This window comes from Saccharopolyspora hattusasensis, assembly GCF_050972075.1.
Lineage (GTDB): Bacteria > Actinomycetota > Actinomycetes > Mycobacteriales > Pseudonocardiaceae > Saccharopolyspora > Saccharopolyspora hattusasensis.
Window position 1 is genome coordinate 4,137,180 of the sequence record NZ_JBPCDC010000001.1, and the last position, 16,894, is coordinate 4,154,073.

Annotated in this window: 18 protein-coding genes; 12 read left to right on the plus strand and 6 right to left on the minus strand. The window is 68.1% G+C overall.

All coding sequences use genetic code 11. The annotated features are described in order from the left end of the window. The first annotated feature begins 108 nt into the window (after positions 1–108). The 5 genes from ACRXBZ_RS19495 to ACRXBZ_RS19515 all read left to right on the plus strand — a co-directional run bounded on the left by ACRXBZ_RS19495 (position 109) and on the right by ACRXBZ_RS19515 (position 3,489). Positions 109–270, plus strand: a complete 162-nt coding sequence (locus tag ACRXBZ_RS19495; protein ID WP_433880308.1) for a hypothetical protein — start codon at positions 109–111, stop codon at positions 268–270. An 81-nt stretch (positions 271–351) separates the two neighbouring features. Then, entirely contained in the window at positions 352–525 is a 174-nt protein-coding gene (locus ACRXBZ_RS19500; RefSeq protein WP_433880309.1) for a hypothetical protein, read from the plus strand. Positions 526–641: 116 nt separating this feature from the next. Further along, on the plus strand, positions 642–1,973 hold the full coding sequence (locus tag ACRXBZ_RS19505; protein WP_433880310.1) for a hypothetical protein: 1,332 nt from the start codon (positions 642–644) through the stop codon (positions 1,971–1,973). Positions 1,974–2,226: 253 nt separating this feature from the next. Beyond that, a complete protein-coding gene (locus ACRXBZ_RS19510) occupies positions 2,227–2,982 on the plus strand; it encodes an AfsR/SARP family transcriptional regulator (RefSeq protein ID WP_433880311.1) in 756 nt (251 codons plus the stop codon). A 279-nt stretch (positions 2,983–3,261) separates the two neighbouring features. Continuing rightward, complete coding sequence (locus ACRXBZ_RS19515; RefSeq protein WP_433880312.1) at positions 3,262–3,489, plus strand: hypothetical protein; 228 nt, start codon at positions 3,262–3,264, stop codon at positions 3,487–3,489. A gap of 323 nt (positions 3,490–3,812) precedes the next feature. On the opposite strand, the gene ptsP is transcribed toward ACRXBZ_RS19515, so the two are convergent. Beyond that, positions 3,813–5,450 carry a phosphoenolpyruvate--protein phosphotransferase gene (gene ptsP / locus ACRXBZ_RS19520; RefSeq protein WP_433880313.1) on the minus strand — a complete coding sequence of 546 codons (1,638 nt, stop codon included), beginning with the start codon at positions 5,448–5,450 and terminating at the stop codon, positions 3,813–3,815. A gap of 208 nt (positions 5,451–5,658) precedes the next feature. On the opposite strand from ptsP, the gene ACRXBZ_RS19525 reads away from it, so the two are divergent. Continuing rightward, complete coding sequence (locus tag ACRXBZ_RS19525) at positions 5,659–5,946, plus strand: hypothetical protein (protein ID WP_433880314.1); 288 nt, start codon at positions 5,659–5,661, stop codon at positions 5,944–5,946. A 303-nt stretch (positions 5,947–6,249) separates the two neighbouring features. On the opposite strand, the gene ACRXBZ_RS19530 is transcribed toward ACRXBZ_RS19525, so the two are convergent. Next, on the minus strand, positions 6,250–6,582 hold the full coding sequence (locus tag ACRXBZ_RS19530) for a glutaredoxin family protein (RefSeq protein WP_433880315.1): 333 nt from the start codon (positions 6,580–6,582) through the stop codon (positions 6,250–6,252). Positions 6,583–6,801: 219 nt separating this feature from the next. Here ACRXBZ_RS19530 and ACRXBZ_RS19535 point away from each other — a divergent pair, with 219 nt between their 5' ends. Next, positions 6,802–7,509 (plus strand): TetR/AcrR family transcriptional regulator, encoded by a 708-nt coding sequence (locus ACRXBZ_RS19535; protein ID WP_433880316.1) that lies wholly within the window; start codon positions 6,802–6,804, stop codon positions 7,507–7,509. A 10-nt stretch (positions 7,510–7,519) separates the two neighbouring features. On the opposite strand, the gene ACRXBZ_RS19540 is transcribed toward ACRXBZ_RS19535, so the two are convergent. Together ACRXBZ_RS19540 and ACRXBZ_RS19545 are read right to left on the minus strand one after the other, a co-directional pair. After that, positions 7,520–7,915 carry a hypothetical protein gene (locus tag ACRXBZ_RS19540; RefSeq protein WP_433880317.1) on the minus strand — a complete coding sequence of 132 codons (396 nt, stop codon included), beginning with the start codon at positions 7,913–7,915 and terminating at the stop codon, positions 7,520–7,522. Positions 7,916–7,949: 34 nt separating this feature from the next. Then, entirely contained in the window at positions 7,950–8,177 is a 228-nt protein-coding gene (locus ACRXBZ_RS19545; protein ID WP_371812837.1) for an HC3 family zinc finger protein, read from the minus strand. Positions 8,178–8,366: 189 nt separating this feature from the next. On the opposite strand from ACRXBZ_RS19545, the gene ACRXBZ_RS19550 reads away from it, so the two are divergent. Together ACRXBZ_RS19550 and ACRXBZ_RS19555 are read left to right on the plus strand one after the other, a co-directional pair. Continuing rightward, entirely contained in the window at positions 8,367–9,233 is an 867-nt protein-coding gene (locus ACRXBZ_RS19550) for a helix-turn-helix domain-containing protein (protein WP_433880318.1), read from the plus strand. A gap of 4 nt (positions 9,234–9,237) precedes the next feature. Then, complete coding sequence (locus tag ACRXBZ_RS19555; protein WP_433880319.1) at positions 9,238–9,420, plus strand: DUF397 domain-containing protein; 183 nt, start codon at positions 9,238–9,240, stop codon at positions 9,418–9,420. Here the strand turns inward: ACRXBZ_RS19555 and ACRXBZ_RS19560 are convergent. Then, positions 9,410–11,536 carry an ATP-binding protein gene (locus tag ACRXBZ_RS19560; protein ID WP_433880320.1) on the minus strand — a complete coding sequence of 709 codons (2,127 nt, stop codon included), beginning with the start codon at positions 11,534–11,536 and terminating at the stop codon, positions 9,410–9,412. The genes ACRXBZ_RS19555 and ACRXBZ_RS19560 overlap by 11 nt on opposite strands. A gap of 319 nt (positions 11,537–11,855) precedes the next feature. Between ACRXBZ_RS19560 and ACRXBZ_RS19565 the strand changes: the two genes are divergently transcribed. The 3 genes from ACRXBZ_RS19565 (at position 11,856) to ACRXBZ_RS19575 (ending at position 13,715) form a co-directional block, all read left to right on the plus strand. Then, positions 11,856–12,683 (plus strand): isocitrate lyase/PEP mutase family protein, encoded by an 828-nt coding sequence (locus ACRXBZ_RS19565; RefSeq protein WP_433880321.1) that lies wholly within the window; start codon positions 11,856–11,858, stop codon positions 12,681–12,683. Between the two features lie 179 nt (positions 12,684–12,862). After that, positions 12,863–13,450, plus strand: a complete 588-nt coding sequence (locus ACRXBZ_RS19570; RefSeq protein ID WP_433880322.1) for a hypothetical protein — start codon at positions 12,863–12,865, stop codon at positions 13,448–13,450. 82 nt (positions 13,451–13,532) lie between these two features. After that, positions 13,533–13,715: a hypothetical protein gene (locus tag ACRXBZ_RS19575; protein WP_433880323.1), complete on the plus strand. Its 183-nt coding sequence runs from the start codon at positions 13,533–13,535 to the stop codon at positions 13,713–13,715. On the opposite strand, the gene leuS is transcribed toward ACRXBZ_RS19575, so the two are convergent. After that, positions 13,716–16,604: a leucine--tRNA ligase gene (gene leuS, locus ACRXBZ_RS19580; RefSeq protein ID WP_433880324.1), complete on the minus strand. Its 2,889-nt coding sequence runs from the start codon at positions 16,602–16,604 to the stop codon at positions 13,716–13,718. It abuts the gene before it with no gap. Between the last annotated feature and the right edge of the window lie 290 nt (positions 16,605–16,894).

Consider the following 16,894-nt stretch of genomic DNA (forward strand, 5'->3'; position numbering starts at 1 on the left):
CAGCGCGTGACGGTCTTGTGACGGTGGGGTGACGGGCCTCTGGCGTACTCGTCACCAGCGGCACAAAGCCGCAGTCGAAATTCCGTCAATGCGAACAGGAGCATGATCATGGAGTTCTCGTACGAGTTCGCTGAGATGCTGCCCGAGCGCGAGGCGCTCGGCGGCTGGTGGGGCGGCGACGTCAACACCATCGTGGCCGACAACACTGCGGTGGCCCTCTTCGGCTCGCAGGCCACGGCCGCCCAGGTCATTACGCAGGTCTCGCACTGACCGGTCTGCCGTTAACGCGTCCGGCCGCCCACCGCTGCTGCGCGTGGTGGGCGGCCGGCCACCAACAAGAGGAGATGGAAGATGGACAAACTCGATCTTCATGACCAGTCCGCGGAACTGCTTCCGCAGCGCGAAGCCCTGGGCGGCTGCGGCTGCAACTTGTTCCCTGACATCAACACCGTCGTCGCGGTCAACACCGCCGTGGCGCTCTTCGGGTCGCAGGCCACGGCCGCCCAGGTCATCAACCAGGTCTGACAGTCCCGTCTGGCCGGGAGCGAAGCACTCGCTCCCGGCCAGGTTCACGTGCTGCCCACCACGGCGCGCGGACCAGTGCAGCTACCCGCACGTGAACGGGTTCGCAGGAGGAAGCCATGTCAGAAGTCACCCAGACCGACCGTGTGGAAGAGACCGACGAGCAGGCGGTTGCGCGGCTGGCCGACGGAGTGTCGTTGTGCGGGGAGTACGAGGGCGGCGGCTTCGACGAACCGCGTTACCTGATCTCCCGCGGCGACGGCCAGATGGTGCTGGTGTCACCGCTGCTGTACGAGATCGCGACCGCGATCGACGGCACCCGTGGGCTGGCCGAGGTAGCGGCGCGAGCGTCGCAGGCGACCGGCAAGCAACTGACCGCGGCCAATGCGGAATTCCTCATCAACGAGAAATTGCATCCGCTGGGCATCGCCACCCTGTCCCAGCCGATCGCCGAGCCGCCGAAGGCGGACCCGCTGCTGTCGTTGGCGATGCACGGCATGCTCGCACCGCCACGGGTGGTGCAGGCGGCGGCCGCGGTTCTCGCTCCGCTGTACACGCCCGTAGTCGTGGTGCTCGTGCTGTGCGGGTTGCTCGCATTCGACGGGTGGCTGATCGGCTCCGGTTACGTCGACCTGGCGTTCCAGCAGTCCGTGGGCGAACCGGCGCAGGTGCTCCTGCTGCTCGGGCTGATGGTGGCCAGCACGTTGTTCCACGAGCTCGGGCATGCCGCCGGATGTCACTACGGCGGGGCCAAGCCGGGCGCGATCGGCGTCGGCATCATGCTGATCATTCCCTGCTTCTACACCAACGTCACCGACGCCTACCGCCTCGACCGGCGGGGGCGGCTGCGCACCGATCTGGGCGGCATCTACTTCAACGCGGTGTTCATCCTGGTGATGTACGGGATCTACGGCTGGACCCAGTTCGCGCCGCTGCTGGTCTTCATCGCGCTGAGCCACATCCAGATCCTGCAGCAGCTGCTGCCCCTGCTGCGCATGGACGGCTACTACATCCTTGGCGACCTGGTCGGGGTGCCGAACCTGTTCTCGCAGATCCGCCCGTTCCTGCTGCGCCTCGTCGGGCGCGGCGGCGGCCAGACCAACGCGCACACCGGGCTGCGACCGCGGGTTCGGATCATGGTCACCGCTTGGGTGCTGATCGTGGTGCCCACCCTGTTGTTCGCGCTCGGGATGCTGCTCTGGCGGCTCCCGGTCTACCTGTCCAGGGCGTTCAGCAGGGGCAACGACTACTGGACCATGCTGGTGACCGGTATCGGGCAGGGGCAGCTCTGGGGCCCGCTGCTGGCGATGATCTCGATGCTCATCCTGCTGCTGCCGTGGCTCGGCGCGGGCGCGTTCGCCGTGCGCACCTACCGGCGGGTATCCCGGGCCATCTCGCGCCGCCGCAAGCAACGGAGCAAGGGCGGGCGCCACCGCACTGTGCGCGCCTGAGTTGCTCCTTCATGGGGCTCCCACCGGGGGGTGTGGGAGCCCCACAAACTTGTCCGGAGTTCGAAAGTCACCGTCCGTAGTCCCGTAACAGCTGACTGGAGTGGCCCCGATAGGCACGCATGTGGGCCCTGTTCCGGCGTCCACGCCGGTGCTCGGGAGCTTCTGAGGGGACACGAGCCGCGTCGCTCCCTCGCGAAGCACCCGTTTCAGGCCTGTCGAGGGGGGAACTATGACCGGTGGAACAGTGCGTCCGATGACACGCCCGCGGGTGCGCACTCCGGCGCAGCCCGACCAAGCGTTCCGGCTGTCGCTGCTCGGCGGCTGGGACTTGCACGCGGACGGCGAGGGTGTGGCGATGTCCAGCAGCGGGCAGCGCCTGCTCGCCTTCCTGGCGCTACGCGGACGCACGCAGCGTGACCGCTTGGCCGGCATCCTGTGGCCGGAGAGCGACGAGCAGAGCGCCCTGGCGAATCTCCGGACCACGTTGTGGCGGGTGCGCCAGCGGGTGCAGGGCGCGGTGATCAGCACTTCGCACGAGCTGCAGCTGGCGCCGCTTGTGACACTGGACGTCGACGGCCTGGTCGCGGCCGGGCGCTACCTGGCGCACCAGGACTCGACCGAGTCGCCCGCGGACTGCGCGGAGATCGGCCGTGACCTGGCGCGGCACGCGCCGCTGCTGCCGGGCTGGTACGACGACTGGGTGCTGACCGAGCGCGAGCGCCTGCTGCAGTTGCAGGTACATGCGCTGGAGGTGGCCGCGGAGCGGCTGGTGCAGTCCCGGCACTTGGGGGCGGCGCTGGAGATCGCGCAGGCCGCGACCGAGGTTGAGCCGTTCCGGGAGACGGCGCACTGCGCGGTGGTCAAGGTGCTGCTGCAGCAGGCCAACCCGGCGCAGGCGGTCCGCCACTACCAGCGCTACGAGCGCCTGCTGGATCGAGAGCTGGGCATCGAGCCGTCGCCCAACCTGCGCGACCTCGTCCGCCCGGTCCTCGCCCGCTCCCGTGCCTGACGCCGAGGAGTGGACCTCGCCGCGCAAAGGACATCTTTGACCCGAAGAGGTGCCCTTTGCGCGGCGATTGCTGTCGTCCAGGGCCTTTGGTCGCGATATTCCAACGCATTTTGCGCCAATAGAATACGATTTTTGCTTTTCGGGACGAAAATCATGACCGCACGGGTTTTCGCATGCCCTCCCGGTTCCTATTCTGAAAAGCACCTTCCCATCATTTCTTCGGTGATTTCCGCGACGCGCTTCGTGGACCTCGTCGACATCAACTGAAGGAGACGCATGATGCATCCCGTACTGCGCAGCTCGCTCGGCGTCGCGCTGGCACTACCGCTCCTGCTGGGGACCTCCGCTCTCACCGCGACCGAGGTGCTGGCCACGAGCCAGGCACCGACCGCGGTAACCCAGTTCGCCCCGCAGCAGAAGCACGACATCCACTGCCACGACACGGACCAGGGCCGGATCTGCCACGAGCACGAAAACGGGCACCAGCCGCACCACCACTCGCATTAGAAAACTGGTGAACACCAGCGGGAACCCGCTCAGCCGAAGCAAATTTACGACCTCTGGCGCTAAACCGGCTGTTCCTCGAACTCAGCCGATCAGCGGCGCTGGGATCTCCTTACTGCGGAAGGCACGTCTCGCGAGCCGCCCTGACCGTTGCCGACCGCGCGAATCAACGGTCGCGAATGGCATCGCCGAGCCAGGCCACTCCAACCCGGCCTTTCCCCGCAGGGACCGCTGCTCTCGTGCGCGAACCCATCAACGGGTCGGGTGAGGGGGATCCGCATCCGTGCCCAGTTACTCGGGCAGGGATGCCCCTGGACTCGGTTGGATCAGGCGAGGGCGGACTTGGCCGCTTCTCGGGCACGGGCCGCGTTCGGAGCCGCCAGCGCCGCTTGGGCGGCCCGCTCGAACGCCGCGAGCGGGTGCTTGGCGAGCGTCGCGCCGACCGCCGGGACCGCCGCGGCGGCCATCGAAAGGCTGGTCACGCCGAGACCCGCGAGGACGCCGCCCAGCAGCGGGTCGGACGCCGCCTCGCCGCAGACGCCGACCGGCTTGCCGAGCTCCCGACCGGCGCGGCCGACCTCGGCGATCAGCCGCAGCAGCGCGGGCTGCCAGGGGTCGTTGAGCTCGGCGAGCGCGCCCATCATCCGGTCCGCGGCGAAGACGTACTGGGCGAGGTCGTTGGTGCCGATGCTGACGAAGTCGACGGCACCGAGGATTTCAGCCGCGCTCAACGCCGCGGCCGGGATCTCGATCATCACCCCGGCCCGCGGCAGGCCCGCGGCCCGCACCCGGGCGGCGAACCAGGCGGCCTCGTCGACGGTCGCGACCATCGGGGCCATCACGGACACCTCGGCGCCGGAGTCGGCCGCGGCCGCTGCGATCGCCTCCAATTGCCGGTCCAGCACGTCCGGCCGGTCGAAGGCCACCCGCAGGCCGCGCACGCCGAGCGCCGGGTTCGGCTCCACGCCCATGTCGAGGAACGCCAGCGGCTTGTCCGCGCCGGCGTCGAGCGTCCGGACGATGACCGGCTTGCCCGCGAACGGCGCGATGACCTCGTGGTATGCGGCCCGCTGCGTTTCGGCTGCCGGCTCTTCGCCGGCCGCGAGGTAGCAGAACTCGGTGCGGAACAGCCCGACGCCCTGCGCCCCGGCCGCGATGGCGGCCCGCGCATCGGCGCCCGATCCGACGTTGGCGACGACCTTTACCGGCTTGCCGTCCGCGGTGGCGCCGACGCCGTTCCACTCGCTGGGCGCGGCCCGCTCCGCGGCCTGGACGGGAACCTCCTGGTCGGAGGTCTCCACCTCGCCGCTGTCGCCGTCCACGACCGCGCCGACCACGTCGGGCACCGCGAGCACGCCGCGGACCGCCACCACTGCCGGGATGCCCAGCGCCCGCGCCAGGATCGCGGTGTGGCTGGTCGGGCCGCCTTCCTCGGTGACCAGCGCGAGCACCATGCTCGGGTCGAGATCGGCGGTGTCGGCGGGGGCCAGGTCGCGGGCCAGCAGGACGCTCTGCCGGTCGAGCTCGGGCACGCCGGGCGGGGTCGCGCCGACGAGTTCGGCGATGATCCGGTCCCGGACGTCCTGCACGTCGCGGGCGCGTTCGGCCAGGTAGCCGCCAGCGGCCCGCAGCGCCTCGGCGAAGCCGTTGGCCGCCTCGTACACCGCGCGCGGCGCGGGCAGCGAGCGGCCGGTGACGAGTTGTTCGGCCTGCGAGCTCAGCGCCGGGTCCATCGCCATCGCGGCGGTCGTCTCCAGCACGGCCTTGGCGTCGCCCTCGACCCGGCCGGCTCGTTCGAACAGCCGCTCGGCGACGGCTTCGGCGGCCGGTCGGATGCGGGCCGCCTCGACGGCCGGTTCGGCGGGCGCGGGAGTGGCGGACGGTTCGGGCAGGGGATCGGCGACCCGGGCGACCGGCCCCGAGGCGCGGCCGGAGCTGACTCCGACACCAGTCAAGCGCGACATGGTCTAGACCATACCCTCCTAATTCGGCCTTTGGGGCGATCGTAGGCACGAGTACACCGTTCGGCCCGAACGTCGCGGCCAGGTGAACACGCCCCGTGGCCACAGTGGTTCTTACGCGCTCGAATGTCGTAGTGCCCCGACTACTCATGAGTAACACCTGAGTAGCCGTACGGATCCGACCGGAACCCCGAAACAGCAGGCTGTGGGCATGGCATTGAGCACTCAGAGCACCGCAACGAACCCCCGCCTCGACTGGTTCGCCGAGCCGCTGACCGCGATCGGGAACCTCTTCGCCAACCAGTTCACGGCCGGCTCGGCCACCGGGCGGGAGGACGCGGACCCCACACCCGGGACCGCCCCCGTCAGACTCCCACCGCCGACGAGCGAGCTGCCCGCGAGGCCCGTGCCCATCCCGGGCGAGCCCGTCGACACCAGCCAGGCCCGTCCAGCGCAGTCCCCGGCCGCTTTGGCCGGGGCTGCCCCGCATTCGGAGTGATTCCGCGTCCATGCCACCAAGACACCGCCGCCGAGCGCGCGAACGGCCCGTTCACCCCGATGCCAGGGGCGAACGGGCCTTTCACTTCGCCGGCCCACATCGCGCGACAAAGCGGAGAATCCCGTTCGAGGGATCCACCGTTCGGGCTAATTTCGGGTGACATATGGATCTTTTCGGCGTAGTCGAGCGGCAGACTGAACGAGTTGTTGCTCGCCGGTATCGCGCCACCGGCGATCACAACATGCTGAGGGCCGGCCGCAACGCCCCCCGTGCGGTCGGCCCTCGGCGAAACTCGAGCCGCGCTCAGTCGCGGGACTTGCGCAATCCCAATGCCTTCAGCGCCCCGTCCACCGGACCGGGCTGCCGCTCCGGCAACAGGTGCGGCGCGTGCTTGGCGACCGCGGAGAGCACGCTGCTCGCCGACGGGTTGACTGCCTGCCAGCCGCCGACGACCACGGTCGGCACCGTCTCGTTGCCGTCGGCGATGGAGCGCACCACCGCCGCCGCGTCGGGGTCCTCCCAGATGTCGACCTCGTTGAAGGCCAAGCCCTGGCGCCGCAATCCGGCGCGCAGCGAGGTGCAGAACGGGCAGCCGGGCCGGGTGTATACGACGACTTCCTGCGCAGCGGCGGTCATCTTGCCTCCTGAGTCGTAGAGCCGTCCCCGAACCTAACCCGCACAGCGCCCGCGAACGGCCACCGCCGACGAAGAACACATCCCGTTTGGGGGCGTTTACTGACTGTCGTCGATGTGGCGGATTCGACCCTCGCTTGCCCGATCGGGCGGCCGGATGGGCCACAATCACGGGCGGCCATCGGGGAGGCAGGGCCGTCCACGGAAGCACTGGAGTGGCACATGACCGAGGTGACTCGGCGCGAGCGGCTTCGCGCGGCCACCGAACTGGAGATCCGCCAGCATGCGCGGGCACTGCTCGTCGGCCATGGGCGCGACGCGGTGACGCTGCGGGCGATCGCCCGGGAGCTGGGCATCACCGCGCCCGCGTTGTACCGGTACTACGAGTCCCGCGAAGCCCTGCTCCGCCGGCTCTGCGACGACATCTGCGCCGATCTGGCGACCGAGCTGCACGCGGCGCTGGAACCGGCGGGCGGCGAGTTCCTGGAGAAGATCTTCGCGGTGTGCCGCGGGTTCCGGCGCTGGGCGCTGGCGCACTCGGAGGAGTTCGCGCTGGTCTTCGCCACCCCGCAGGGCGAGGAGGGGAAGCGGCAGCAGGACCAGTTCGCCGGGGTCTTCCTGGGCATCGTCGGGCCTTTCCTGGTCGAAGGCGCGGTGCAGATCAACTCCGAACCCGGGCCGCCGTTCGAGCTGCCGGACCTGTCGGAGCAGCAGGAAGCGCTGGCGGCGGCCCTGTCCACCGAGGGCATCGAGGTCCCGCCGGGGGCCCTGCACCCAGACACGGTGTACTTCCTGCTGCGCTGGTGGGTGCGCCTGTACGGCTACGTGGCGCTGGAGGTCTTCGGCCGCTTCCCGTTCGACCTGAAGTACGCGGACCGCCTGTTCGACTCGATGCTCGACGAGCTGACCCACGAGCTCGGCCTCGCCTGAGGCGAGCACTTCAGGGCTGGTGGAAAGCGGTGGGACCCAGGGTGATGGTGACCTTGGGGTGGAATTCGTCGACCAGATCCTCGATGGCGAGCCGGTGTTTGCCGACATACGGCGGGGGTTCCGCGCCGAGCTTGCGACGGCAGCGTTCCGCCAGGTAGGCCTGGCACGCTTCCTCGGCCATTGTGTCGAAAACGTCCCGGCTGACCGCTTCGGATTGTCGACTGGGCGCGCATTGCACGGTGTCGCGTATCTGCCAGACGCTGACCACGCCTGGCCCGGCCCCCGCATGCTGACCGTTTCCGCCACGCAGCGGGAAAACCGCGACGAACGCAGCGGCAGCAGCGAGCGCCCCGATCGCTGTTGATGCGCCCATCGGGGAGTTCATGAATCCGAGCAGCACGTCCATGTCCAACCTCCGTGAATTGTCCTGTGTGGACCAGTCAGTTCTGGGCGTCGCGGCGAGCTTTGGCTTCGGCCCAGCAGGTTTCACAGGTGGGAGCCAACCAATCAACAACGGTCGGCCGACCGATGTTCATCGAGACGCCGCAAAGAGTGACGCGCTCCAGCCCGGGAAAGGGCAGCTCGTCGGGCTCCAGCCCATGCCGAGCCCCTTCGAAAGGACGCCAATAACAAACGGGCCGCTGAGGCTCCAACCCAGGGAAAAGCACCAGAACACCTCCAGGAGTAAGGGGAAAGACGGCGGCGGACCGGCCGTGTCGGGGGAGGGGAGGAGAGCCAGCCCACCGCCGTCTAGATCTCAAATTACCGTCGCGATATCGCGTCCGTACATTCCCCAATCGAGTGGAAAGATCACGACCCCGTACGCTTCTGACTGCAACGAACCAGGAGGACCTCGCATGGCACCGTCTTCGTCAACAGTCGCTGCGCTTGAGTTGGGCTTCCGGCTGCGCGATGCCCGAGAAGAGGTTGGCCTGAGCGGGATCAAAGCCGCCAAAGCCCTTGGAATCTCGCAGAACTTCTTGAGCGAAGTCGAGCACGGCAAGCGACGGCTTACGGAAGACAAGCTCGCCGAAGCAGCGGACCTCTACAGCATCCACAACCAAGAACTGAGCGAACTACGCGCCTTGCGCGATCAGAGTGACGAACGGGGCTGGTGGATCCGTTATTCGGGCCTGTTCCCGCCCGACGTGCTCCGCTACTTCGGTTATGAGTGGGGTGCCGAATCTATCCGCTCGCACGAGAGCTTGCTGCTCCCAGGCCTTCTACAGACGGAGGCATACGCGCGTGCCGTTATCGACGGTGACAGGCCCAACATCCGAGCGTCGGATACTGACCAGCGAGTTACCGCGAGGCTCAAGCGACAACGTCGGATCATCGACGCAGACGATCCGGTGAAGTTCACTGTTGTGTTGAACGAGGGCGCCCTCAAGCAACAGGTCGGAGGGCCGAAGGTGCTGGCCGAGCAGCTACAGCATCTGATCGATCTGATTGAAGCCCACCCAGAGACGTTGGAAGTTCTCGTCGTCCCGTTCACAGCCGACGCCCACGGCACGCTCGGCGCATCGACCTTCCATCTCTTGACCTTTCCCAGCCCGCAACTCCCTGATCTGGCCTGGCAAGAGACCGTCACGACGGTTGGCTTGATCGAGAGTTCGACGAGAGTGCGGCAGTTCAGCTTGACCTGGGCCGATTGCGTGCAACATGCGGCGGATCGGAAGGGGTCGCTTGACCTCATTTTTCGCGATCTCAAGGCGCTACCATGAGGACGTGTCCACATTTGAGAACGACCGATGGGCCACGTCCAGCTACACCTCGAACGCACATTCCTGCGTCGAGGTCGCGATGACGCCCGATTTGGTAGGTGTCCGAGACACCAAGGACCGGCAGGGCGGAACGCTCCTGTTCGGCCCGGGTCCGTGGGCCGCCTTCGTCGCATCGATCAAGAAGTAGGCAACCCGTCCAGCTCGGCACGAACCTCGGCTGCTTCGTCGTGGCCAAGTTCCTCGAAGACTGCCAGCGCTTCCTGCAACGCCTGCCGGGCTCCTTCCAGGCTCCCGACGTGCTGCAAGACCCTGCCCAGTGCACGCAGGCTTGCGCCTTCTCCTTGCCGGTGACGGATCTTTCGCCGGAACTCCAGTGCTTGCCGGTGCGTGTCGATCGCCTCATCGACCCGCCCGGAGTCGAAGTAAGCGTTGGCGAGGTTGTTCAGCACGAACCCTTCGCCGATTTCCTCACCAACCTCGCGATCGAACCGCAGCGCCTGGTCGAAGTGCGGATACGCCTGCCCGAACCGGCCGAGCTTGGCATGGAGAAGCCCCAGCGCGTTGTGGGAAAGCCCTTGCGCGAAGGCATCGTTCACGCCCTCGGCGATCCCAAGGGCGCTCTCCAACGGCTGGACCGCTTCTTCATATCGCTCGGCGTCCATCAACGCGTGCCCGAGCGCGATGAGAACTTCCCCTCGTCCCTGGAGATCTCCGATCGCATCGAAGTGTGGGAGGGACATCTCGGCGTACCGCGCCGCTGCATCGAAGTCCTTGCGGTCGTAGTAGGCGATTCCCAGTTCATGCAGCAAGTTCGCCTGCGCCGCTTCATCTCCAAGCCGCCGAGCTGCTTCGATACCGATGTTGTAAGCCTCGATCCAATCGTCGGTGTAGCCGCGCAAGTGGAACGGGTACATCAAGCTGCGCGGCAACTGCCACGAGTGCTCCCACCATTTCAAGTCCGAAGCTTGCTTGATCGCAGCTCTGAGGTTGTGGCGTTCGGTCTCCCACCAGGTCATCGCGGCTTCGTCGCCGTCGAAGGTGTGGCCCTTGATGTCGGACTCCGGCAATTCGGCGGTGAAATGCCTGGCGTGACCGGTCGTCTGGTGATCGGCCGCCGCGCTCGTGCGGAGGTAGAAGTCGAGCAGGCGACGGATGGCCGCGTGGCGGGTATCGGCCGATTCGTCGGTCGCCGCGCACTCCGCAGCGTAGGAACGGAGCAGGTCGTGGAAGCAGTAGCGGCCTCGCTCCCGTTGTTCGATGAGGTTGGCTCGCAGCAGCTCCGCGAGTGGTCTGCGGAGGTCGCGCTTGGTCCGGTCGGCGAGCGCGGCCAGGGCGTCCGGGCCGATATCCGGTCCGGTGGGTAGGCCCATCAAGCGGAAGAGCCGGGCCGCTTCGTCGGAAAGGGAGTGGTAGGACCAGGAGAACACCGCGCGGACACCGGTTTCACCGCCCGCATCCAGGGCGTCCAGGCGTTCGCGTTCGTTGCGGAGTTCCTCAGCCAGCTCGTCCAGCGGGAAGTCCTCGAACTCCACGGCCCGGACCGCGACTACGCCCAGCGCGAGCGGCAGCCCGGCGCAGTGCGACAAGATTTCCGCCACGGCATCCCGTTCGGCGGCCAGCCGGTCTCGCCCCAGGTAATGGGCCAGCAGGTCGTGGGACTCCGGCTCGGGCAGCACTTTCAGGGCCACCCTGGTGGCGCCCTCCCGGACGACGAGGGCGTCGAGGCGGTTCCGGCTCGTCACCACGACCAGGCAGGTCCGCGTTCCCGGCAGCAGCGCTCGCACTTGGTCGGCGGTGCGAGCGTTGTCGAGGAGCACGAGCATTCGCTTTTCGTGCACGAGACTCCGGAACATCGCCGCTCGGGCGTCGTCGCTCGGCGGGATGCGATCCAGCGCGACGTCGAGGGCGGCGAGGAAACGGCCCAGGGCCTCGTTCGGCGTCATGGGTTCCGCGATCGGGTCGAATCCGCGCAGGTTGACGTACAGTTCGCCGTCCGGGAACCTGTCCCGCATCCGGTGCGCCCAGTGCACCGCCAGCGTCGACTTGCCCACACCGGCGGTGCCATCGATGGTCGACAGCAGGACCACGCCGTCGCCCCGCGCCCCGGCCAGCAGCGTCGTCAGCATGTCTTGCTCGACCGCCCGGTTCACGAAATGTCGTGTCGCACCGGGCAGTTGCCGCGGCACCAGAGGGCCGGTCCCTCGGTGGAAGTGCACGTCGCCGTGGATCGAGCCGGCTTGCACCACAGGGCCCTGCACCGGCGCGGCCACCTCATTGCCGACGCAGTCCGTCTTCTCGCCCACGCTTCCCCCCAAGCCGGTAGATCAACATCTAGCCTGGCACGAAAGCCCGAGCTGCCAACACCCCCAGACTCGTGAACGCCGACACTGCCGTCACGAGACGGCTCACCATCAGCGGAGCCGTACTCACGGTGTCTTGCAGGTCTCCCCGGGCCGCACGAACACGTTTCGAGTCAATTTCGCGAGAAATTGGCGTTCACCCGGGTGACGGTCAATTTCTCGCGAAATTGCGCCGTCCTCGGGTGATCACAGGCGGGGGTGAGGGTGTGCCGGCGACGCATATCCGCCAGTCCTGCGGGGCGAAATGTGGTGGACTGCGGACATGACGATCACCCAGCGGGACAAGGCGAAGATCTTCCACTCACTGCACGCCGAACGGGCGCCGCTGGTCCTGCCCAACGCCTGGGACTCGGCCAGTGCACGGCTCGCCGAGGACGCCGGGGCGACGGCGGTGGCGACCACGAGCGCGGGCGTCGCGTGGAGCCTCGGTGCCGCCGACGGCAACGCGCTCGACCGACGGCTCGCCATCGAGCTGATCGCGCGCATCGCCGTCGCCGTCGACCTGCCGGTCACCGCCGACATCGAGAGCGGCTTCGCCGAAAACCCCGATGGCGTCGGGGAAACCATCCGCCTGGTGCTGGACGCCGGCGCGATCGGCGTCAACATCGAAGACGGCGTCGGACCGTCGCTTCGCCCGGTCGGAGAGCAGGTCGCGCGCATCGCCGCTGCTCGCGCGGCGGCCGACGCCGTGCAAATCCCGCTGTTCATCAACGCGCGCACCGATCCCTTCCTCCGTCCCGTGCACGACGATCCGGCAGAGCGGTTGCGCGATGCCATCGCCCGCGCGGCCGCCTATGCGGAGGCCGGCGCGGACGGGATCTTCGTTCCCGGAACGACCGATGTCGCGGTGATCTCCGAGCTGGCGGCGAACATCGAACGGCCGTTGAACGTCCTGGCCCGCCCTGGCGCGCCCACCGTCGCGGAACTGGCCGAGGCCGGAGCCGCTCGCATCAGCCTCGGCGCGGCAGTCGCACAGGCCGCATATGCCGTGGCGCGCCGGGGGATCCGGGAAGCGCTGGAGCACGGCAGCTACGACACGCTCGCCGACGCGGTGGACTTCTCGGACTTCAACGCCCTGTTCCGCAATTGACCTGTTTAGCCTGTTTGTCCCGTTTGACCAGTTCGGCCTGTTTAACCTGCTCGGGCGGCGCGCTGCACTTTCGGCGCAAACCTACCGCCGACGCGAATTTTCGCGCGGTTCCAGTGAACCTACGCCTTCGACAGGCGTCCAGTGAACAACTGGACGTTGCACTAGGAGGTCAGGTCGTGATGCACAGGTCGGTGCGAGTGCTCGGTTCGGCGGTTGCGGTCGGCGCCGCGCTACTGCTTTCGGCTTGCGGCCAGCAACCGCCGCCGCCGCCGAATCTGATCCAACCCGGCGACATCGGCCATCGGCCAATCGTGATGGACAACCCGCCCGCGTCCGCCACCGCGTCCACAGTGGAGACATCTGCACCGGAAACCAAGACCGCAACCACGACGAAGACCACCGAACGGCAGCCGGCGCCCCAGCAGCCGGCACCTGAGAAGCAGTTCTACGCGGCCACTTACGTGGACGGCACGAACCAGAAGCTGGTGCAGCAGCCGAGCGAATTCATCCACCCCAACGTCACCGGCGAGTCCGCCAGCGAAGTGAAGGTGATGAACCTCGACTGGTCGAAGTGGGGCGAGAACGGCGCCGTCGGCTACGGCAGCGCGTACATCACCGGCGGTGGCGGCCCACCCGAAACCGTGAACGGCGTGCAGTTGATCCTGGACAACCCGAAGCTGCACAACGGGAAGATGCAGTACACGCACTACATGATCGTCTGGCCGCAACAAGACGCCCCTGACGAAGGCCAACTCCACACCCTGTAAGCCCGTTGCGCGACAGCCCTCCACCCCGTTCGAGGCCGTCACCAGGTCCACCGCGTGCGGGCGGAGCTGGCCGAACAGCACGTTGATCGCCCAGTTGATCGCCTCGATGATCGCCCGGTTGATCGCCTCGGTGATCGCCTTCGAGAGCGCGAAGTTACCAACACGCCGCCATGTGACCTACCTCGCCAGTTCCAGGGGGACCGCAACTTCCATTGAAATCGAATCTTCGATTTCAATGGAAATTGCGGCCTCCGAGGCGCACTGATCAGGCGACGACGTTGACCAGGCGACCCGGGACGACGATGACCTTGCGCGGATCCTTGCCATCCAGCGCCGCGACGATCTTCTCGTCCGCCAGCGCCGCCGCCTTCACCGCGTCCTGATCCGCCGAGGCCGGCACCACGACCCGGGACCGCACCTTGCCGTTGACCTGGATCGGGTACTCCGCGGTGTCCTCGACCAGGTACTCCTCCTCGGCCTCCGGGAACGGGCCGTGCGCCAGGCTCCCGCCGTGGCCCAGCCGGGCCCACAGCTCCTCGGCCAGGTGCGGCGTCAGCGGCGCGGCCATCAGCACCAGCGGCTCCACCAGCGACCGCGGGGTGCCCGCCGCCGACGAATAGGTCTTGGTGAGCCGGTTGTTGAACTCGATCAGCTTCGCCACCGCGGTGTTGAACCGCAGCTCCGCGTAGTCCTCCCGAACCCCGGCGATGGTCTTGTGCAGCGCCCGCAGCGCCTCGATGTCCGGCTGCTCATCGGTCACCCGCAGCGCACCGGTGTTCTCGTCGACGACGTTGCGCCACAGCCGCTGCAGGAACCGGTGCGAGCCCACGACGTCCTTGGTCGACCACGGACGCGAAGCCTCCAACGGCCCCATCGACATCTCGTACAGCCGCAAGGTGTCCGCGCCATAGGCGTCGGCCATCTCGTCCGGGGAGACGGAGTTCTTCAGGCTCTTGCCCATCTTCCCGTACTCGCGGCTGACCTCCTGGCCCTGGAAGTAGAACTTCCCGTCCCGCTCCTCCACTTCCTCGGCGGGGACGTAGACCCCGCGCGGGTCGGTGAAGGCGTAGGCCTGGATGTAGCCCTGGTTGAACAGCCGCCGGTACGGCTCCTCCGACTCCAGGTAGCCCAGGTCGTGCAGCACCTTGTGCCAGAACCGGGAGTACAGCAGGTGCAGCACCGCGTGCTCCACGCCGCCCACGTACAGGTCCACGCCGCCCGGGTCGTTCGCGCCGTGCAGCTCCGGGTGCTTGCCCATCCAGTAGCGCTCGTTGGCCGGGTCGACGAACCGCTCGGAGTTGATCGGGTCGATGTAGCGCAGCTGGTACCAGCAGGAACCGGCCCACTGCGGCATCACGTTGGTGTCGCGCCTGTAGTGCTTCAGCCCGTCGCCCAGGTCCAGCTCCACCTCGGCCCAGTCGGTGGCCTTGGCCAGCGGCGGCTCCGGCTTGCTGTCGGCGTCCTCCGGCTCGAAGGTGCGCGGCGAGTAGTCCTCCACCTCGGGCAGCTCGACCGGCAGCTGGTCCTCCGGCAGCCCCAGCGGCACGCCGTCCTCGCCGTAGACGATCGGGAACGGTTCGCCCCAGTAGCGCTGCCGCGCGAACAGCCAGTCGCGCAGCTTGTACTGGACGGTGCCACGGCCGTGGCCGTGCTCCTCCAGCCAGGCGATGATGGTCTTCTTCGCGTCGTCCAGGCCCAGCCCGTTCAGGTCCAGGCCGACGTCCGGGTTCGCGGAGTTGATCCGCGGCCCCTCACCGGTGTAGGCGCCGCCTTCGAAGTCCGCGGACGGCTGCACGGTGCGGATGATCGGCAGGCCGAACACGCCCGCGAACTCGTGGTCGCGGGCGTCCTCGCCGGGCACCGCCATGATCGCGCCGGTGCCGTAGCCCATCAGCACGTAGTCCGCGATGAACACCGGGATCTGCTTGCCGTTGACCGGGTTGGTCGCCCAGGCACCGGTGAAGACGCCGGTCTTCTCCTTGTTCTCCTGGCGGTCCAGGTCGGACTTCATCGACGCGGCCCGCCGGTACTGCGCGACCGCCTCCGCCGGGGTCGCCGCGCCGCCGGTCCAGCGGTCGTCGACCTCGGCCGGCCACGCGGCCGCGGTCAGCTCGTCGACCAGCGGGTGCTCCGGGGCCAGCACCATGTAGGTGACGCCGAACAGGGTGTCCGGGCGGGTGGTGAAGGCCTCGATGTGGTGTGCCGAACCGTCCAGCGGGAACACCAAGTTCGCGCCTTGCGAACGGCCGATCCAGTTCCGCTGCATGGTCTTGACCTTGTCCGGCCAGTCCAGCCGGTCCAGGTCGTCGACCAGGCGGTCGGCGTACGCGGTGATCCGCATCATCCACTGCTTCAGGTTGCGGCGGAACACCGGGAAGTTGCCACGCTCGGTCAGCCCGTCGGCGGTGACCTCCTCGTTCGCGACCACGGTGCCCAGGCCGGGCGCCCAGTTCACCGGCGCCTCCGACAGGTAGGCCAACCGGTAGGAGTCGATGGTCTTGCGCTGCTCGGCGCGGGATAGCTCGGCCCACGGGCGGCCGTCCGGGGTGGCGCGCTCACCGGTGGCGAACTGCTCTTCCAGCTCGCTGATCGGCCGGGCGCGGCCCTTGCCGCCGTTGGCATCGGTGTCGTACCAGGCGTTGAAGATCTGCAGGAAGATCCACTGCGTCCACCGGTAGAACTCGAGGTCGGTGGTGGCGACCCGGCGGCGCTCGTCGTGGCCCAGGCCCAGCCGGCGGATCTGGCCCAGGTAGCGCTCGATGTTGGCTTCGGTGGTGGTCCGCGGGTGGGTCCCCGTCTGCACCGCGTACTGCTCGGCGGGCAGGCCGAACGCGTCGAAGCCCATCGTGTGCAGCACGTTGCGGCCCAGCATCCGGTGGTAGCGGGCGTAGACGTCGGTGCCGATGAAGCCCAGCGGGTGGCCGACGTGCAGTCCGGCGCCGGACGGGTACGGGAACATGTCCTGGACGAACAGCTTGTCCGCCGGAAGGTCGCCCTGGAGTGGGCCGGCCGGGTTCGGCGCGTGGAACGTGCCGTGCTCGTCCCAGAGGCGCTGCCACCGCTGCTCGATCTCGGTCGCCGTGTCCGCCGTGTAGCGGAACTGCGGGACCTCTTCGGAAACCCCGGTCGTCGAGCCCTCTGCCTGGCCACTCATCGTGTTGCGTCCTTCCCTGCCTTCTCGCCCGAACCGCGCGGGTCGTGCCTGCCTAAGTGTGCCGCCTGAGGAAAATGGAAAACCCCCCAGGCCCTGTCGGGCATGAGGGGTCGCCGCGTTGACGCCTGCTAACAGGCGGTCAACGCGGCCTCGCAAGAAGCAGCCTCGCGCGCACGGCTCCAGGGTAGCCGAGATCACGTCACGGCCACGCCGACTTCCCCGCGGCGCCGGACGGAAGCTTCTCCGCATTGGAGGTCGCGGCCTGGCTCGACAAACGCCGCATACCGCGC

Excerpts from the sequence above, each read along its gene's own strand:
- ACRXBZ_RS19550 (WP_433880318.1), top strand. The coding sequence starts at position 8,367 with ATGGCACCGTCTTCGTCAACAGTCGCTGCGCTTGAGTTGGGCTTCCGG.
- ACRXBZ_RS19525 (WP_433880314.1), top strand. The coding sequence starts at position 5,659 with ATGGCATTGAGCACTCAGAGCACCGCAACGAACCCCCGCCTCGACTGG.
- ACRXBZ_RS19515 (WP_433880312.1), top strand. The coding sequence starts at position 3,262 with ATGCATCCCGTACTGCGCAGCTCGCTCGGCGTCGCGCTGGCACTACCG.
- ACRXBZ_RS19530 (WP_433880315.1), bottom strand. The coding sequence starts at position 6,582 with ATGACCGCCGCTGCGCAGGAAGTCGTCGTATACACCCGGCCCGGCTGC.
- ACRXBZ_RS19495 (WP_433880308.1), top strand. The coding sequence starts at position 109 with ATGGAGTTCTCGTACGAGTTCGCTGAGATGCTGCCCGAGCGCGAGGCG.
- ACRXBZ_RS19505 (WP_433880310.1), top strand. The coding sequence starts at position 642 with ATGTCAGAAGTCACCCAGACCGACCGTGTGGAAGAGACCGACGAGCAG.
- leuS (WP_433880324.1), bottom strand. The coding sequence starts at position 16,604 with ATGAGTGGCCAGGCAGAGGGCTCGACGACCGGGGTTTCCGAAGAGGTC.
- ACRXBZ_RS19500 (WP_433880309.1), top strand. The coding sequence starts at position 352 with ATGGACAAACTCGATCTTCATGACCAGTCCGCGGAACTGCTTCCGCAG.
- ACRXBZ_RS19570 (WP_433880322.1), top strand. The coding sequence starts at position 12,863 with ATGCACAGGTCGGTGCGAGTGCTCGGTTCGGCGGTTGCGGTCGGCGCC.
- ptsP (WP_433880313.1), bottom strand. The coding sequence starts at position 5,450 with ATGTCGCGCTTGACTGGTGTCGGAGTCAGCTCCGGCCGCGCCTCGGGG.
- ACRXBZ_RS19510 (WP_433880311.1), top strand. The coding sequence starts at position 2,227 with ATGACACGCCCGCGGGTGCGCACTCCGGCGCAGCCCGACCAAGCGTTC.
- ACRXBZ_RS19535 (WP_433880316.1), top strand. The coding sequence starts at position 6,802 with ATGACCGAGGTGACTCGGCGCGAGCGGCTTCGCGCGGCCACCGAACTG.
- ACRXBZ_RS19565 (WP_433880321.1), top strand. The coding sequence starts at position 11,856 with ATGACGATCACCCAGCGGGACAAGGCGAAGATCTTCCACTCACTGCAC.
- ACRXBZ_RS19540 (WP_433880317.1), bottom strand. The coding sequence starts at position 7,915 with ATGGACGTGCTGCTCGGATTCATGAACTCCCCGATGGGCGCATCAACA.